This is a genomic window from Candidatus Flexicrinis affinis (assembly GCA_016716525.1).
GTDB classification, from domain to species: Bacteria; Chloroflexota; Anaerolineae; order Aggregatilineales; family Phototrophicaceae; genus Flexicrinis; species Flexicrinis affinis.
This window is the reverse complement of sequence record JADJWE010000002.1, coordinates 53245-70837: the sequence shown is the minus strand read 5'-3', so window position 1 is coordinate 70837 and position 17593 is coordinate 53245. Positions and strand designations below refer to the sequence as shown.

At 63.6% G+C, this 17593-nt stretch carries 12 protein-coding genes and 4 tRNA genes; 5 read left to right on the top strand and 11 right to left on the bottom strand.

Annotated elements, in window-relative coordinates; genetic code table 11:
• Window positions 1-129 precede the first annotated feature (129 nt).
• Window positions 130-6363, top strand: a complete 6234-nt coding sequence (locus IPM16_09470; GenBank protein MBK9123331.1) for an Ig-like domain-containing protein — start codon at window positions 130-132, stop codon at window positions 6361-6363.
• A 1-nt stretch (window position 6364) separates the two neighbouring features.
• Entirely contained in the window at window positions 6365-7156 is a 792-nt protein-coding gene (locus tag IPM16_09465; GenBank protein MBK9123330.1) for a hypothetical protein, read from the top strand.
• A gap of 141 nt (window positions 7157-7297) precedes the next feature.
• Here the strand turns inward: IPM16_09465 and IPM16_09460 are convergent, their stop codons facing one another.
• Window positions 7298-7921 (bottom strand): cyclase family protein, encoded by a 624-nt coding sequence (locus IPM16_09460; protein ID MBK9123329.1) that lies wholly within the window; start codon window positions 7919-7921, stop codon window positions 7298-7300.
• Between the two features lie 118 nt (window positions 7922-8039).
• Here IPM16_09460 and IPM16_09455 point away from each other — a divergent pair, with 118 nt between their 5' ends.
• Complete coding sequence (locus IPM16_09455) at window positions 8040-10505, top strand: SH3 domain-containing protein (protein MBK9123328.1); 2466 nt, start codon at window positions 8040-8042, stop codon at window positions 10503-10505.
• Between the two features lie 80 nt (window positions 10506-10585).
• Here the strand turns inward: IPM16_09455 and IPM16_09450 are convergent, their stop codons facing one another.
• The 9 genes from IPM16_09450 to IPM16_09410 form a co-directional block, all read right to left on the bottom strand.
• The gene (locus IPM16_09450; protein ID MBK9123327.1) at window positions 10586-11314 is read right to left on the bottom strand and encodes a 50S ribosomal protein L1; all 729 of its coding nucleotides are present in this window, start codon (window positions 11312-11314) and stop codon (window positions 10586-10588) included.
• A 111-nt stretch (window positions 11315-11425) separates the two neighbouring features.
• Window positions 11426-11851 carry a 50S ribosomal protein L11 gene (gene rplK / locus IPM16_09445; GenBank protein MBK9123326.1) on the bottom strand — a complete coding sequence of 142 codons (426 nt, stop codon included), beginning with the start codon at window positions 11849-11851 and terminating at the stop codon, window positions 11426-11428.
• Between the two features lie 45 nt (window positions 11852-11896).
• On the bottom strand, window positions 11897-12529 hold the full coding sequence (nusG, locus tag IPM16_09440; protein MBK9123325.1) for a transcription termination/antitermination protein NusG: 633 nt from the start codon (window positions 12527-12529) through the stop codon (window positions 11897-11899).
• 42 nt (window positions 12530-12571) lie between these two features.
• On the bottom strand, window positions 12572-13015 hold the full coding sequence (gene secE / locus IPM16_09435; protein MBK9123324.1) for a preprotein translocase subunit SecE: 444 nt from the start codon (window positions 13013-13015) through the stop codon (window positions 12572-12574).
• A gap of 57 nt (window positions 13016-13072) precedes the next feature.
• Window positions 13073-13144 (bottom strand) — tRNA-Trp (locus IPM16_09430).
• 22 nt (window positions 13145-13166) lie between these two features.
• Entirely contained in the window at window positions 13167-13334 is a 168-nt protein-coding gene (gene rpmG, locus IPM16_09425; GenBank protein MBK9123323.1) for a 50S ribosomal protein L33, read from the bottom strand.
• Window positions 13335-13376: 42 nt separating this feature from the next.
• Window positions 13377-13448: transfer RNA gene (locus tag IPM16_09420), tRNA-Thr, on the bottom strand.
• A gap of 28 nt (window positions 13449-13476) precedes the next feature.
• Window positions 13477-13560, bottom strand: a tRNA-Tyr gene (locus IPM16_09415).
• 28 nt (window positions 13561-13588) lie between these two features.
• Window positions 13589-13660 (bottom strand) — tRNA-Thr (locus IPM16_09410).
• 185 nt (window positions 13661-13845) lie between these two features.
• On the opposite strand from IPM16_09410, the gene IPM16_09405 reads away from it, so the two are divergent.
• Complete coding sequence (locus IPM16_09405) at window positions 13846-14142, top strand: hypothetical protein (protein ID MBK9123322.1); 297 nt, start codon at window positions 13846-13848, stop codon at window positions 14140-14142.
• On the opposite strand, the gene IPM16_09400 is transcribed toward IPM16_09405, so the two are convergent.
• Window positions 14139-14822, bottom strand: a complete 684-nt coding sequence (locus IPM16_09400; protein ID MBK9123321.1) for a hypothetical protein — start codon at window positions 14820-14822, stop codon at window positions 14139-14141. The two genes, IPM16_09405 and IPM16_09400, sit on opposite strands and share 4 nt — an antisense overlap.
• Before the next feature lie 154 nt (window positions 14823-14976).
• Between IPM16_09400 and IPM16_09395 the strand changes: the two genes are divergently transcribed.
• Window positions 14977-17592 (top strand): VCBS repeat domain-containing M23 family metallopeptidase, encoded by a 2616-nt coding sequence (locus tag IPM16_09395; protein MBK9123320.1) that lies wholly within the window; start codon window positions 14977-14979, stop codon window positions 17590-17592.
• The last annotated feature ends 1 nt before the right edge of the window (window position 17593 follow it).

The window sequence follows — 17593 nt, the reverse complement described above, 5'->3', positions numbered from 1 at the left end:
TCTCTCTCTATGTTGTGCCCGACGACCGCCCACCGGCACCCGGATGGACTCACGGCGCAGGCGCATGACGTATCGCCATGACGTATAATTTAGCGCAGAGAGACAAGTCGATACAGGTGGGGGACGACCATGCGACACATCATGAAGTGGGTATGGATCGCGGCCGTAGTGGCACTGTGCGTGCCGCTGGGAGCGCTGGCACAGGGCAATACTCCGCAGCGCGTCCTGCGGGTGGTGGAAACATCGCCGCAGGTGGGAGAAGAGCTGCTGCCCGGTGAACTCGTCGTCCTTCGATTCGACTCCCCGCTGGACTGCGCGACGGTCGACGACCATGTGACGCTGGGTGGCGCACCGGTCGAAGGCGAGTGCGACGGAGCCACGCTATCCGTGGATGTCACTGGATTGATCCCGCCCGGTGAAACGCTCGACCTCGCCATTGAGCCGGGCGTGCGTGCAGAAGGCGGTTTCGGGCTGGGGGCGCGCTTCGTGCTGCCGGTACAGGCGCGCGGCTTCCTGCGCGTCATTTCGACGGTGCCGCAGGTCGGGATGGAAGAGATCGACACCGACACGGCGATCGTCGTCGTCTTTGACCGCCCGGTGGTGCCGCTGACTACCCTTGACGATCAGGCCGGCCTGCCTCAGCCGCTGACGCTCCAACCAGAAGTTGCCGGCGTAGGCGAATGGCTGGGGACGTCGGTGTATCAGTTCACTCCCGCTACCGCGCTGTCTGGCGGTACGGTTTATGTCGGCGTGGTTGACGGGTTAACGGCAGTCGACGGAGCCCCGCTGGAGACGGCCTACAGTTGGAACTTCGCCACCCGTCCGCCGCTTGTCGCCAACAGCCTGCCGGCCGATGACGAAGAAGGCGTGCCCCTGACGCAGGCGATCCAAATGACGTTCAGCGAGCCGATGGACGTAGAAAGCGTCGAAAGCGCATTTGGTCTGGTCATCGGAGATACCCCGGCGCAGGTCGCCGGCGCGTTCGAGTGGAACGACGACCTGACCGGCTTTATGTTCACGCCTGACGAACGTCTGGCGCTGGATACCGAGTATCGCTTTGGCTGGCCGGAAGACTCCGTCTTCAATGCCGGTCAACGTTCGGCGCTTCCCGGCTTCACGTCGCGTTTCTTCACCGTGCCCGGCCCGGCGATCGTTGCGACGTATCCACGCGACGGCGCCGAGTTTGTACAGCCGTACGGAGGCATTTCGCTGTACTTTGCGTCGAAGATCAACCCTGAGACGGTCATGGAACGGGTCACGATCGACCCGCTGCCGGAGGTCGAACTCGACGGATATTTCAGCGAGTACGACAACCGTTACGACATCCTGTTCCCGCTTTTGGCGGAGACGCAGTACACCATTACCGTAGCGCCGGGGATCGAAGACGTTTACGGAAACGCCATCGAGACCGGGAGGACGTTCAGCTTCGTTACCGGCGAGGAAGACCCCGAGCTTTCGTTCAACATCCCGTGGTCGGGCATCGGCGTGTACGACAGCCAACGCGAATCGACCGAGCTGTTCGTGACACACCGCAATGTCGAGCAGGTCAACCTGTACCTGCACACGGTCGACACATCGTTGTTCTTCGCTGAACTCAACAGCGAGCAGTTCTACCAGACGGTCGACACGATCGTGGACCAGAACAATCCGCTCGTTCGGGCGTGGGTGCTGCCGGGGTCGGAGGTTCGCAACGTTCGCCGGCTCGATCTGGTCAACGTTGGCGCCGGCGGGGGCGAGGTCAACGGCGTGAGTATTCCGCCGTGCGAAGGCGCTATGCCGTCGCGCGCGACGATCGGCGACCGGGGCCGTATCATTACGACCCCCGAACCGACGCGCGCCCGTGAAGCGCCGGTGGACGGCGAGATCATCGAGCTGCTGTACGAAGGCTACGCGTTCACGATCGTGGGCGGGCCGCGGTGCTCGGACGGCATCCTATGGTGGGAGATCGTATTGCGCGACGAGCGCCGTGCTTGGATCGCCGAGGGGCTGGACGACGAGTACTTCTTCGAGATCACGCGCGAGGCGCAGGCCGGCGCGATCACCGTACCGTTGGAGTTCGACGGCGGGCCGCTGCCGGAGGGCGTGTATCTGCTGACGGCGGACGTGCAAGAGCTTGGCGATATCGACATCCCGGTCGGTCCGAACCGTTTCGACGTGCGACACATCATGGTCGTGGCGGATACGGCGCTGACGGTCAAGCGCGGGCCGCTCAACACACTCGTCTGGGCGACCGACATGCACACCGGCTTGCCGCTGGCGAACGTTGCGGTCGATCTGTTCAACGCGGCCGGCGTGGCGTCGGGTGTAACCGACGCCGACGGCGTGGCCAACATCGCACACGACCGTGTCGACAACTTGTACGACCGCTATCTGGTCATAGTCAACAGCGACGGGCGCTTCGGCGTTACCTCGAGCAACTGGTCGGACGGCTTGTTCCCGTACCAGTTCGACATCGCCATCGACTCCTATCCGTCGCAGTATCAGATCTACGTGATCACCGACCGCCCCGTCTATCGACCTGGTCAGCCTGTGCACTACAAGGTCATCGCACGCGAAAAGACCGACAACGACTACACGGTGACTGCCGGCCTCGACGCGTTCATCACGTTCCGAAACGAGTCGTTCGAGCCTATCGATCGGGTGACGGTTCCGCTTAGCGAATACGGCACCGCGGCCGGCACGTTTACGATTGACGAGAACGGCGGTCTGGGGTCGTACACCATCACGGCAGAGCTGTCGCTTCCCGAAGATGTGCGCTACAACTCCGGTCAGGTCTACTTCGACGTGGCCGAATACCGCCTGCCTGAGTTCCAAGTCGGCGTGACTCCGGAACAGGCAGGCGTGCTGCAAGGTGAGACGGCGCGCGCAGTGGTCGATACACGCTACTTTTTCGGCGGGCCGGTGTCGAACGCGACGATCGACTACTACATCAGCGCGCAGCCGTATTTCTTCCCGTACGACGGCCCGGGCCGTTACCAGTTCTACGACTTCAATCCGGACAGCGGCCAGTCGGCGCGGCTGACGGCGTACTCCGGCAGCGACTCGGTGGTCGCCGACGAAAACGGAATGTTCACCATCGAGTTCCCGGCGTCGATCGGGTCGACCGGCCGTAGTGTCGAGTTCGTGATCGAGGCGGTCGCCAGCGACGAAAGCGGGCAGTCGGTTTCGGGTCGCGCCACAGTCGTCGCGCATCAAGGACAGTTCTACATCGGCGTCCAGCCCGGCGCATTCGTCGGGACGGCCGGCCTACCGCTGGCGTTCAACTTGCTCACCGTCGACTGGGACAGCCAGTCCGTGCCGAACACGACCTTCAACGTGCAGGTTGTCGAACGGCGCTGGAACTCGGTGCAGGAACTCGACCCGTACTCGGCCGACATCGTGTGGCGATCCGAGGTCGAGGAGATCGAGGTCGCATCCGGCACGGTGACGACCAACGAGCGCGGCGAAACGTCGTTCGAGTTTGTCCCGCCCAACGGTGGCATCTTCAAACTGATCGCGACCGGAACAGATTCTGAAGGCAATATCGTGACCAGCTCGGGGATGGTATGGGTCTCCGGCGGCGAATACGTCGCATGGCGGCAGACCAACCAGACCAGCACCGAGATTATCACCGATCAACAGCGATACGAGGTTGGCGATACGGCCGAAATCCTAATTACGTCGCCGTTCAACGGGCCGACTGAGGCACTCATCACATTGGAGCGCGGCGGCGTGCTGCGCTCGGAGCGCGTGACCCTGACCACCAACAGCACGGTCTACCGTTTGCCGATCGAGGCCGACTTCGCGCCGACCATCTACTTCTCGGTCGTGCTGATCAAGGGTGTGGACGAGAACAATCCGGTCACTGACATGCGCTTCGGCTATGCGACGCTGCAAGTCGACAACTCGCAGTTTGAACTGGACATCGACATCCAGCCCGATCGCGAGACCGCCGGCCCGCGCGACGAGGTGACGTTCACGTTCACTGTGCGCGATCACACCGGCCAGCCCGTGCAGACCGAACTGAGCGCAGCTCTGACCGATCTGGCCGCGCTATCGCTGGGCGAGGACCGCTTCCAGCCGATCCTCGACTTCTTCTACGGCCCGCAGCCGCTCTCGGTGCTCATGGCGAGCGTGCTGACGATCAACACCGATCTGATCACGCAGTACACGCGCGACGTCATCAAGGGCGGCGGCGGTGGCGGTGGCGGCGAGTTTGGCGTTTTGGAACTGCGCGAGGAGTTTATCGACACGGCGTTCTGGGAGGGCCAGCTTGAGACCGGCCCGGACGGCACCGCGCAGGTGACGATCAGCCTGCCGGACAACCTGACGACGTGGCGCATGAACGTTTTCGGCGTAACGGCCGGCATTGACGAGCCGATGAAGGTCGGCCAGCAGAACGAGGATATCGTCGCCACCAAGCCGCTGATCGTGCGGCCAGTGGCCCCGCGCTTCTTCGTCGTTGGTGACGACGTGATGCTGGGCGCCGTACTCAACAACAATACCGACGCGGACATCACGGCGGATGTGACGCTGTTCCACGACGGCGTGACGCTGGCGACGGCAGACACGCAGCAGGTTACCGTGCCGGCCCGGGGCCGCGCTCGTGTGTCGTGGCTGGCGACCGTCGGCGATGTCGAGGCCGTCGAGCTGGTGTTCAGCGCCGAAGGCGGTGGCGTCAGCGATGCAACCCGCCCGCAGTTCGGGCAGGGCGAAGACCGCCTGCTGCCGGTGCGCAAGTTCGTTGTGCCGGAGTTTGTCGGTACGGGCGGCGTTCTGCGACAGGCCGGTGCGCGGGTCGAAGCGGTCGTGCTGCCGACCCGCTATCAAGTTGCCGAAGGCACGCTTACGATCGACCTTGAGCCGTCGCTGGCTGTGTCCGCAGTGAAGGCAGTGCGGGCATTCGAGGCATTTGCCTGTGACTGCGCCGAAGCGGTTGCGTCGCGCCTGCTGGCGAACGTGACGGCGCTGCGGATGCTTAACGCTACCGGCAGCACCGACGCCGAGCTCTTGGCCGATCTCCGCGAACAGAGCGTGTTGGCAATCCAACGGCTGATCGCGCAGCAGAAGGTTGACGGCGGATGGGGCTGGTATCCGACACTCGACAGCAGTCCGCTAGTGACGTCGTGGGTGCTGATCGCATTGACCGAGGCTGAGGACAACGGGTTCACGGTGCTGTCGTCGGCGGTATCGGAAGGCGGACGGTATCTGGGCCGCAACCTCGGTGCGGTCAATCGCAACACGCGAACCTACTTGCTGAACCGGCATGCACTGCTGCTGTACGCGCTGTCGCGCAGCGGGTCGACCGTGTCGGAAGCGCGCGTCTCGGAACTGTTCGACCTGCGCGACCTGCTCGATGTGTACGGCCGTGCCCTGCTGCTGCGGACGATGGCGACCGGTGAACGCGACTACAGCCGCGAGATCGGTACGCTGCGCAGCGACCTGATTGGGACCGCCGTGTTGTCGGCAAACGGCGCCAACTGGGAAGAAGGCGAGCGCGACTACCTCAACTGGAACAGCAACACGCGCACCACCGCGATGGCGCTGTGGGCGCTGCTGTCCGTCAACGCGGATGAACCGCTGCTGCCGAACGTCGTGCGTTGGCTGATGATTGCGCGGCGTGCTGACCTGTGGGAGACGACGCAGGAGACCGCGTGGTCGCTGATGGCGCTTACCGAATGGATGATCGCCACCGACGAGACCCAACCGGACTACAGCTTTACCGTGTCAGTAAGCGATGCGGAACTGCTCGCGCGCACGCTGACCCCGGCGGACGCGACAGCGCGCGAAACAGTCAGCGTGCCGATCGCCGAGCTGGCGCAAGACGAGGCGAACCTCGTCGAGATCGACCGCACGGACGGGCAGGGCGCGCTGTACTACACGGCGTACCTCAACGCCTTCGTGCCGGTGCCGAACGTGCAGGCCGCGAGCCGAGGCATTACGCTCTCGCGCGTGTACCGCCTGCAAGGCAGCGATGCCACGACGACTACGGCCCAAGTCGGGGATTTGGTACAGGTCGAGGTCACGTTGATCGCACCTGCCGGCCTCAACTTCGTCGTACTGGAAGACTCTGTCCCGGCCGGCCTCGAGCCGATCGATCCGGGCCTCGACACGGCGCAGCAGACCGACACGGACGCCGAGTTTGAACGCGGCGGCGTGCGGTATGGCCGTGTATGGTGGGCGGACGTGCAGTACCGTGACGACCGCGTGGTGCTCAGCGCAGACTATGTGCCGGCCGGGACATACACGTTTACGTATGTGGCGCGCGCAACCGTCGAAGGCGTGTACAATGTGATCCCGACCACCGCGCGCGAGTTCTACCTGCCTGAAGTGTATGGCCGCGCGGCTGGCGCTCAGTTCACTGTCCAGCCCGCGGAGGAGTAGCGTGCGTCGAGCCGCGACCGTCCTGATCCTTACGTTAGGTGCGCTGCTGCTCGGCGCGTGCGCCGATGCCGTGGCAACCGTAACGCCAGACGAGCCGCAGGTACAGCTCGTCCGGCGTCTGGCGACTGTCGACCTGCCGCCGACCTTGAGCGTGATTCAACGCCAAGCGACGCGGCAGGCGAATCCATCCACGCCGACGCCGGCGCTGCCGACCGTTGTCCCGACCGAGACGCCCTACGTCGGAGTGTTCCTCGGCGAAGCGCAAATCGACATCGACCTGCCGCGCCAGCTGCCTTCGACGCCGTCGCTTGACGCCACCGAGACGACCGACGCCTGCACGATCCCGTTCGATCCGGTATTCGGAACCGTCTGGCGCGAGAATCCGTCGATCTCCCGGCGCGTGGGCTGTGCGCTGCAAGAGCGGTTCGGCTTTGCGGCGGACGTGCAGGTGTTCGAACGCGGCGTGATGTATCGCCGGCAGGACACGGGCGAGGTCTGGGCGATTCAGCCGGGGCAGGTCCGTCCGGGCCGCTTCTGGTATACCAACGTCGCCCTGCTGCCCGCGCCGGTCAATATCGCGCCGCCTGAGGGCCTGCGCGCGCCGGCAGAGCCGTTTCTCGGCCTGTGGTCGAGCGACTCGACCTTGCAGCAGACCCTCGGTTATGCCCGCACGCCGCAGCAGACCGCCGATCTCAACCTACAGCGCATCGAGGGCGGCACGCTGATCCTCGACGTGACCATCACGCAGGTCTTCCTGCTGCTCGACAACGGCGACTCGTACGGACCGTACTAGGAAGACTGGGGAGACGTCACCTCCGAACCTCCACATGAGGTCTGCACCCCTTGACCCCTTCGCTGCGGATTTGGCGCGTACGCGCGCCAAATCCGCGGAATGGGAGATTGCCTTCAGGCGGGGCTGGGGAGCGCCCCACAGCTATATCGTTCGTAAGACTGCGCGGACGGGGCTGCCGCAGGCGAGGTCGAGTTTAAGGGGCAGCGCGATCAATTCGTAGTCGCCGTCGGGGACGTCACGCAGCAAGCATAGTTCGAGATTGACCATACCCACGTTTCGGATTGCGTTGTGGCAGGGGAGATCGGTGCTGTCGAAGGCGTCGACCGACGGGGAGTCCAATCCGATTAGCACGCAGCCGTGTAATGCGAGCGTTTCGATGAGCGCGACCGATAGATACGGGAATTCGGACGGCCATTGGTCGTCCGGCAGGTCGCTGACGTGGCTCTTGATGAGCAGCCGCTGCACGCCATCGAGCGCGCCGGGTGCGAAATCGGCAGAGGTGAGGGGGCCAGCGCGGCGGGCGACGGTAACGACCCGTGCCGGACCAAGATACGGCGAAAGCGGCATGTCGGCGGGATGTACGCCGGCGCGGGTGTAGTGGAAGTAAGCGTCGGCATGGGTACCGGTGTGAGGGCTGAGCGACAGTGTCGTCAGGTTGACCGACGTACCGGCATCCATCGCGAGCACGGTGTCGACCTGATATTGTGCGTCGCCGGGCCACACGGCGGTCGCTGGGCGTACGGTTCGTGTGATGTCGTAGAGCATCGTTCGGGTCTCCTTCTGCGCAATCAGGGGGCGTAAGAGTCGTTGGCAAGACGGCACTTGCCCGACCGCGCAAGGTGGGGTAATTTGAGCGCGTGATAACCGCGTAGGATTGTACCTAATGGATCTACAATCGAGGATCGATGCGCTGCGGCGCATGATCGACAGCTACAAGACTGCAACGTCTCCCGACTCCGGAATCCTGCGTGACATCGAGACCAACGCCCGCACCCTGCTGACCGATGCCAAGAATACGACTTACGAAAGCACGGTGCAGGCCATGTTCGCGGAAGTGGCGCGCTTGGGCACGGCGTCCGCGACTCCGGTGCCGAGTGCAGTGTCCGCGGCTGTGCGCGGGCTGGTACGGCGTGCCCGCATTCGTATCGAAGTGGCTGGCGACGACGACGACATCGACGCGGCAATGGACATCCTTGCGCAGGCGCTTCAGCAAGACCCCACCGATGCCGAACTGCTCGACTTACTGGAGCAGGCCGGGCGGCGCAGCGGCCACGCTGCACAGCGTGTCAACGACCTGTTCGCGCGCTATGCCGTAAATCGCAAGGTCGAAGCGCCTGATCCGCCGAGGTCGACGAACACGTATCAGACCGTCCGCAGCACTCAGACTCAGAGCGTCCAACAAGTCACTGACGACTCGGAGCCGGACAGTGAGGCGCCGTCCTCACCTTCGACACCCGTTCCGGATGCGGACGAACCCCCGCCCCCGCCGCGGTTTTCGTCGTCTCCGGGGTATTCGCCGCCGGAATCCGGTGGGCGCACACCCGGCCAGCGTAAGCCGCCACCGATGAACATGGCACCGGGCGCGTCGCCGGCCGACATCGAAGATCTCATTAGCGATCTTTCGCAAAGCTACTACGCCGGCGACTATCAGATCACGGTCGAGACCGCCAACCGAATCCTTCAGGCGCAGCCCGGCAACGCAACCGCGCTGGAATATCGTCAGAAGGCCGAGGACAACCTGATCCGCGGCGTGGTGCCCGATCACCGCATCCCGTTCGACGCGCGCGTCGCCTATAACCGCGCCAAGTCGCTAGAGCGCGCCGGGAATTACGAGGAGGCGGGACGCTTGTACCGCGAGGCCCGCGACTTGGCCGAGCGCAGCGGTATCTTGAGCTGGAAGGACGCCGAACAGGCGCTGCTCGACATTCAGGACTTGGCGTTGGCGCGCGAGTTGATGAGCGAAGGCGACCGCTTCCTCGCGGCCGATAACTGGGGCGAGGCGGTGCGCAAGTATCAAGGCGCGCTGGCAGTCGTGCCGAACGATCCGCAGATCGACGAGCGCCTCGAGACGGCACGGCGCGTACAGAGCGACACCGAACAGGCCAGCGTGCAGCTCACGACACTCAGCGGCACGCTAAGCGAACAGGCCGGCCAGATTCGCAACGTGCAAGCAATCCTATCGCGTGTGCGCCAACTGCTTCCCAATAGCCAGCGCGTATCGGGGCTGGTTCAGGAGGCGAGTACGAAATTCGCCGGCATCAAGGCGCAGGTGACCGATCAGGCGCAGGCGGCGCTTAACCGTGCGCTGTCGGCGACGAGCGTCGATGAACGCCTGACGCTGGGCAACGAGGCGTTCAAGCTGTTGGAGGTTGGCAGCGACCTCGACCCGTCCGATGCGCGTCTGAGCGAGCTCAAGATCGAAGCGCAGACGATGACCGCCAACGCCCAGCGCGCTCGGCAGACGATTGAGCGCAGCGCAGCGATGATTGCGCAGAACTTCGACAACGACCTCGCGCAGGCCCGCACACTGCTGGCCGATCTGCGCGATTACGCGCAAGACGACCGGTATCGCGCGGTGGTGAGCGATCTGCTTGCCCGCTATGTCGAACGTGCCGAATTTGCCCTCGAAGACGGCGATGTCGCAGAGGCGGAGACATGGCTCAACGCGGTGCGCGACGAGCCGTTCCGAATCCTCGGGCGACGGGCCGAAATCCAGCGCATTGAGTCGATCATCCGGCGGCAGAGGCAGGGGAACCGGCTTCGCATCGGACTCGTGGTCGCCGGTATCCTGACGATCATCGGCGTCACTGGAGCACTCACGCGCGACACGTGGCTGCCGGTATTTTTCCCGCCGCCGCCATCGGTCACGCCGACGCCGTCGATGACGCTCACGCCAAGCCAGACCTTCACGCCGACCGACACGGCGACGGCGACCAATACGCCGACGGCGTCGTTTACGCCGACTGCCACGGATACGCCGACGAACACGCCGACGGCCAGCGCGACATCTACGGCCACAGCGACGTCGACACCGACCGCCACGCCGACCGACACGCCGACGCAGACGCTGACGCCCAGCATCACGCCGACGCCGGCTATTCTTTGCGAGTTAGTGGTGACTAACGAGTCGGGCACGCGTATTCGCTCGCGTCCGACGACCGGCGCGCCTCAGACCGGTACGCTGCAGTTCCTTCAGCCGCTGACGGTGATTCAGCAGCAGCGCGGGCCGGACGACAATCGCATCTGGTATTTCGTCCGCGCGCAGGTCGACTCGGTTGAGGTACAGGGTTGGGTGCGTGAAGACAACGTGCGCCAGCAGACCGGCCGCGAGTGCCCGCCGATGAACTAGCAGTGAGCCAGAGCGACTAAGTAACGAAAAAGCCCCGGACATCCCGGGGCTTTCATTTACGTGCAAGTGCGACCGAGGCGTTACTTGGTCGACGTGCTGCCCGACGATAGTTCAAGGCGCACGCCCGGCGACATGGTCGAGCACACGACGGCGCGCTTCATGTACACACCCTTCGCGGCAGACGGCTTCTGCGCTTCAACCGCGGCGAAGACCGCCTCGGCGTTCTGCTGAAGCTGTTCGAGCGTGAAGCTGGTCTTGCCGATGGGTACATGCACGTTGCCGGTCTTGTCGTTGCGGAACTCGACACGACCCGCCTTCAGTTCCTCGACGGCGCGAGCAAGATCGTCGGCTTCGACGACGGTGCCGGCCTTGGGGTTCGGCATCAGGCCGCGCGGGCCGAGAACACGGGCGATACGGCCGATCTTCTTCATCATGGCCGGGGTCGCCAGCGTGGCATCGAAGTCCGTCCAGCCTTCCGTTTGGATCTTGTTGACGATCTGATCGTCGGCGACGATGTCCGCACCTGCCGCTTCAGCGGCGCGGGCATCATCACCTTCGGCAAAGACCAGCACGCGAACTTTCTTGCCGAGGCCCGCAGGCAGCAGCACGGTGCTGCGGACCTGTTGTTCACTGTGGCGTGGGTCGATGCCGAGACGGAAGTGCATTTCGACGGTCTCGTCGAACTTGTGCTTGGTCGCTTCGTCCGTGGCGAATTTCTTCACCAGTCCGAGCGCCTCGTTGAGCGGGTAGTTTTTCTGGCGGTCGATCTGATCGAGTGCCGCCGTGAAACGCTTGCCTGCCATTGTGATTCTCTCCTTGGTGGTGCAAACGAGGCGGTCTGCCTCTCCCACGGTCTTCTTTGACTGCGAATGTGTGTCCAGTTGTCAGTGCACTGACAACTGACGCCTGACCACTGTCTGCTAAAGCTCGACTTCGATGCCCATCTGGCGGGCGGTGCCGGCGATCTGGCGCATGGCGGCTTCAATGTCAAGCGCGTTGAGGTCGTCCTTCTTGACCTCGGCGATCTCCTGAAGCTGCTTGCGGCTCAGCTTGCCGACCTTCTGGGTAAGCGGGTTGGATGCGCCCTTGTCGACACCGGCGGCCTTCTTGATCAGGAAGGAGGTCGGCGGCGACTTCAGGACGAACTTGAACGACCCGTCCTGAAAGATGGTGATCTCAGCCGGGACGATCTCGCCCATGCGGTTCGCGGTACGAGCGTTGTATTCCTTGCAGAATCCCATCAGGTTGATGCCGTGCTGCGCGAGCGCGGGACCAATCGGGGGGGCCGGGGTGGCCTTGCCGGCGTTGATCGCCAGCTTGACGACTGCCTTGACTTTCTTTGCCATTGTGCTGCTGCCTTTGTGCTAGCTCCGAAGCGTGGAGTAACGAACTTATGTCTTCTCGACTTCCAAGAAGTCGACCTCGACGGGCGTCTCGCGCCCGAAGAAGCTCACCAAGACCTTGACCTTGTTGCGGTCAGGGTAGATGTCCGACACGACACCGATGATGTCGTTGAACGGACCGCTGACGATGCGCACCTTGTCGCCCAGCTTGAAGTTGACCTTGACGACCGGCACTTCGCTTTCCATCTGACGCATGATCTTCTTGACTTCGTCTTCGCTGAGCGGGGTCGGTTCCGAGCCCATGCCGACGAAGCCGGTCACGCCGGTGGTGTTGCGCACGACGTACCATGAATCCTCGTCCATCTTCATCTCGACGAGGATGTAGCCGGGGAACACGCGCTTTTCGACCTTGCGCTGCTTGCCTTCCTTGACCTCGATTTCCTCGGCGGTCGGGATCAGCACATCGAAGATTTTGTCCTGCATACCCATGGTCTGGATACGCTGTAGAACGGCGTGCTTGACCTTGTTCTCGTGGCCGCTGTAGCAATGTACGACGTACCAACGGCGGTTCGGGTCGCGCTCGCCTTCGAGCGGGACCTGAACGTCAAGCACACTGCCATCCTCCAGATCGCCGCCGCTTTCGATGGTTACGGGTTCAGGATCGTAATCCTGAGCCTCCATCTGCTTCTTTTTTGCCATCGTTCGGCGTCCTTTGTCTCGTGGTTACCGGGGGGATGCGGCGCCGCCGCGATTGCCCCGCAAGACGACGACTGTAATCGCCGCCACAGCCGCGCCAACGATCACGAACAGGATGGGCTGCTGCAAGCCAATCGCGAACAGCTCGTTGAACAGGAAGGCGACCAGCCCGAGCACAATCGCCGCCGCGATCGTAACGAACAGGACAACCCGGAACAGACCGGTTACCTCCTGACGGGTCGGCCAAGCAACCTTATCCAGCTCGCTGCGAACGCCATCGAGGTAATCGCGCAGGCGGCCGAGCGGCCCACGGCGCGTTTCGGTCACCGTTTCGACCTGACGACGACCGGGGGTCGCGCGGCCTTTGGCGGCGGTGATGTTCTTCGCTTCTTCTACTTCTTCCTCGGCCACGATCTCAGCCGGTTTTGCGGCTGGGCGGCGACGGCCGGAACGCGGCGTGTCTGTCGTCATAACTCGGTTTCCCTCACTCATAAAAACACCGTCCAGAGGGACGGTGCTTGGCTACAACAGGGGCAGAGGGATTCGAACCCCCACTAACGGTTTTGGAGACCGCTGTGCTGCCGTTGACACCATGCCCCTACGGCGGCGAACTGCCCGTGACCTACTTGGTCTCGCGGTACAGAACGTGCTTACGGACCAACGGATCGTACTTCTTCAGCTCCAGCCGGTTCGCGTCGTTGCGACGATTCTTGAACGTCACATACATGTGGCCGCTTTCCGTGCTGCGGAGCTTGATGAGGATCCGGTTTCCCTTGCTCTTCTTTGCCATCTCACCCTGCCTAAACAGTGAACGTCGTGGTTAACACTAAAGAGCCATTGATGGGATTTGAACCCATGACCTTTCCCTTACCAAGGGAATGCTCTGCCCCTGAGCTACAATGGCATGCGGGCGATACGTTTAAGTATCGGTGTGGGCCGGGCAGGACTCGAACCTGCGAAGCGCTGTACGCAGCTGATTTACAGTCAGCCCCCTTTGCCACTCGGGACACCGACCCGCATCTTGTTAACCGGGCTTCCGCCCTGAGCCGCCGATGGGATTTGAACCCATAACCGTCGCTTTACAAGAGCGATGCTCTGCCGTTGAGCTACGGCGGCCTTCGCTCAGCAGTATAGCATGACCGTCACGACGGGTTCAAGCCTCGACAGCGTCCGCGCATTGTACGACCACCACCGAAGCGTGTCAATGGGAAAGGCGAGCTTTACGCAGGGGATCAAAACAAGCCCCTATAATGGGTGCATTGGCGCCCACTACAGTCTGTCGGAAAGGCCCTACGCAGCCCATGAGCACACCGTCACTTCTGTTCTTCGCGGGTTTGGCCGTCGCGATGGTTTACTGTTACCTCGGCATTCGCCGCCAGTGGGGGCCGCCGTGGCGCGTCGCCGCGGTCGGTACTGCGCTGTGCGCCATCGCCATGAGCCTCGTATTGGCGACCAACAACAATGCCGATCCGCTGCTGGCGATCGTGTATGGCGTGCCGCTCGGCGCGGTACTCGCCATCGTCACAATCATCGCAGCGCTGTACTTCACGCGGCAGTCCGCCCGCACGTCGGAAGACTATGACGATAGCGGCGCCTAATTCGGGCGCGGCACCGTACCCAACACGCGCAGCATTTGACTGTTGATCTGGTCGCGCCGGCGAATCACCGGATCGAGCGAGTCGAAGGCAATCGCCAGCGCCACGCCGCCAGCCAGCGCCACCAGCAGGCGCAGCAGCGGCCCAAGGCGGCTTGTCAGCGGCGGCGGGGCAGGGACAACCTGTGGCGTGTCAAGGAGTTGAACCTGCGCGTTGACGCCGCCCAACTGCGGGAACACCACGCCGTTCTGCTCGGCCAGTACGGCGACGACGGCGGCCGTGATCGCCGAGAGTTCGTCCGGGTCGTGCCAGCCGACGTCGATGCGGCCGACGCTCTTCTCGGCGTCGGTGCCGAAGCCCAACCCATCGGTCGAGAAGGACGCGCCTTGCGCATCCAGTTCATCGCGCACGGCCGCCAAGAACCGGCTGCCGCGTATCCACTCGGTAAACGCGTTGACGGTCAGTTCCGATGCCAGCCACACGTCTTGATAGTCGCCATCGCGCTGGGGGATCGCCTCTAGGACCTGCGCGGCGGTGTAGCGGATCGTGACGTTGTGGCCTGTGCTTCCGGACGGGGCGGCAAACAGGTCCGGCACGACGAACATGCCGGCAACGATGACCGGAAGGAGCACCAACCACCAGCGCCGCAGCAGGATGCGGATGATCTGAGTGGGTTCCATCATTGAGCCTCCGTGTGCGCCGGCGTGAACATAACGAGATTGTTATGATTGGCCAGCGTCGTTCATGGTGGTCTGGCCGTCGCACATTATACTAGTGGGAGAGCGTTGTCAGTGTACAGCCGGAAGCCCAACGCGACCGGCGAGAGGAACGTGAGCCATGCGTCAGCGCCGCCGGATGGGTATGACGATCGCTGCGGTGGGCATCATCGCCGCCGTGACCGCGGGTCTGGTGATCGGCTTGCCGGCTATTCAGCGTAACCGGGACATCTCCGAGATTTCGGACGTGGTGAAGGCCGAGGCGGCGGTATTCGGGGCGCAGTCGGTCGACCCGACTGTCGTCATCCCAGAACCGATTGTCAGCGATGTTGTGGTCAGCGGTCCGTGGTCGTTTGGCTTGCTTGTGACGCGCGCGCCGGAGGGTATCCATGCCGAACCGGATCTCAAGCTGTTCATCACGCGCCGCGACGAAGCGACCGGAGAGATCAGCGCGGCCATCGAATACACCCCGACGTTTTACGCATACGTCGAGCAAATCCCCGACGGGTTGATGCCGCAAGCGGCCCGCGATCTGTTGATCGAAGCGGCACAGGTCGCACGCGGTGAAGCGGCAGCGCCGGGTCTGCTGTTCGCGCTGCCGTGGGAATCGGGCCAAACGTGGACGATGACCGGCGGCCCGCATCCGGACAGCGGTGTCGGTTCAGCGCGGCCGTGGAGCGCACTTGACTTCGCATGGGGGCCGGGCGTTGGGCTGGTGCGCGCGGCGGAGAGTGGTGTGGTTTGGCGCAGTACGGACTGTCCCAACTTTATTCGGATCGACCACGCAGGGGGGTACCGCACAGGCTACTATCACCTCGTCAACGAACGCGTTCAGAATGGTCAGAATGTCCTGCGCGGCGATGCGATCGGCAATGAGGGCATGGGCGTGGGCTGCGGCGGTTACACGACCGGCCCGCATGTCCACTTCTCGCTGCGCTATTACGACAGCCGGCTCAACATTGGCGGAACCGAACTGTCGGGCTGGGTCGTGCGCGACGGCGACCGCACTTACAGTGGCTGTATGCGCCGCATCTCGGACGGTTATGAAGTCTGCACGCCGTATGCAGCCGTGCTCCACGGCGAAGGCGCACTGCCGGTCATCTCCGACCTGCGCTACGACTGGAACCGCGACACGCGGGCCGACCTCTGGGTGGTCGATCTACGCCCCGACGACGGCGGCACGGTGGTCCTCACGGTCTACGACGGCAGCGGGCCGACATCGACGCTGCCCGTGCCGCGCAGCAGCCTGCCGCCACAGCCCGAGGCGCTCAATACCTCGTTTGCCGCTGGCGATCACGACGGCGACGGCACGCCCGACCTGTGGATCGTGCACCGTCGGCTTGACAGCAGCGGTACGACCGCTTTGCGAATTCTCAGTGGGGCTAACCCACAGTCCTTGATCGAGGACTCTCCGACCGCGTTGGGTTACTTAGGCGACGAGGCCCGCTTTGCGGTTGCCGATTACGACCGCGACGGCAGTCCCGACCTGTATGCGATTGTCCCGGACTACATCGCCGATACCGTGCGTGTGCGCGTCGTCAACGGTCTCGACCCGATGTCGATCATCGGCGACCGAACGGCGATCATCGAGGCTCCGAGCGACTACGCCGACGTGAGCTTTGCGCTGGCCGACTATGACCGCGACGGCAGAGCGGACCTGTGGGTGATCGAGCCGCATGCCCGCGCCGACGGCAAGACTCGTGTCACCGTACTGGGAGGTAACAACTTCCAGACCGTGCTCGAGCAGGATGCGCTGCCGCTCGCTCCGCAGCGCACCGATATCAACCGGTTTAGCTGGATCGTCACCGATTACAACCGCGATGGCACGCCGGACGTCTGGCATGTCGACCGCAAGAGCGGCGTTCTGACGATCGTCTCCGGCAAGAACATGACCTCGATCCTGTACGACGGGCCGACAGGTATCTCGAAAGTCCACAAGCTGGACTACCAGATCCTCGGCAGCGACCGCGCCCGCCTTCCGATCCCGCCCGAGCCACCGCAGTTGATCGGGCCGAATGACGGCAAAGTCGTCACCGATGCGTCGGTCGAGTTGTCGTATCGACCGAGCGGTCTGGCCAAAACGACCAACTTGGTGATGAGCGACGCGTTGGGCGGCGTGCTGGCGTCGGGCAAGGCGCCGAAGGCCCACACCACAGCCTGCGCGAACGATACGTGCGTCGTCAACACCGCGGAATTTGGCTTGCAGATGCGTGATGGGGTGCGCGTGTACTGGAACGTGCGCGCGGGAAATACGTTCGGGACGACCTTCTCGGTGACGCGCTCGTTCGTCCCGGACCTGCCCGGCCCGGTCGACATCTTGCTGCCGGAGGATGGACAGGCGCTCGCTGTCCAGCCGCAGTTTACGTGGACATCGCGGCCGACCGCATCCGAATACGTCGTCGTCGTCAAGAACACCGCGACGAAGGAGAAGGTCAAGCTGACGTTCGATCACGCTCAGTGTACGGCGGCGTGTACCGCACAGCTTCCATCGCCATTGGTCGACGGACCGTATTCGGTCAAGGTTAAGTCGCACGATGCGTTTGGCGGCATGTCGAAATCGGTGAAGCACACGTTTACGCTGGCATTGGCCCCGCCGACCGCCACACCGATTGTGTCGAACACGCCGGCGCCGACACCGACGATCACACCAACGCTCGATCCGAACGCCACGCTCCCTGTGCCCGGTTATCCGCAGGGGTTCCGCGGGCTGGACCCCACGCCCGAGGGCACGGACTAGC

Coding starts and splice junctions, on each gene's coding strand:
- IPM16_09455 (MBK9123328.1), top strand. CDS start 8,040: ATGGATCTACAATCGAGGATCGATGCGCTGCGGCGCATGATCGACAGC.
- secE (MBK9123324.1), bottom strand. CDS start 13,015: ATGACGACAGACACGCCGCGTTCCGGCCGTCGCCGCCCAGCCGCAAAA.
- nusG (MBK9123325.1), bottom strand. CDS start 12,529: ATGGAGGCTCAGGATTACGATCCTGAACCCGTAACCATCGAAAGCGGC.
- rpmG (MBK9123323.1), bottom strand. CDS start 13,334: ATGGCAAAGAAGAGCAAGGGAAACCGGATCCTCATCAAGCTCCGCAGC.
- IPM16_09470 (MBK9123331.1), top strand. CDS start 130: ATGCGACACATCATGAAGTGGGTATGGATCGCGGCCGTAGTGGCACTG.
- IPM16_09405 (MBK9123322.1), top strand. CDS start 13,846: ATGAGCACACCGTCACTTCTGTTCTTCGCGGGTTTGGCCGTCGCGATG.
- rplK (MBK9123326.1), bottom strand. CDS start 11,851: ATGGCAAAGAAAGTCAAGGCAGTCGTCAAGCTGGCGATCAACGCCGGC.
- IPM16_09395 (MBK9123320.1), top strand. CDS start 14,977: ATGCGTCAGCGCCGCCGGATGGGTATGACGATCGCTGCGGTGGGCATC.
- IPM16_09460 (MBK9123329.1), bottom strand. CDS start 7,921: ATGCTCTACGACATCACACGAACCGTACGCCCAGCGACCGCCGTGTGG.
- IPM16_09400 (MBK9123321.1), bottom strand. CDS start 14,822: ATGATGGAACCCACTCAGATCATCCGCATCCTGCTGCGGCGCTGGTGG.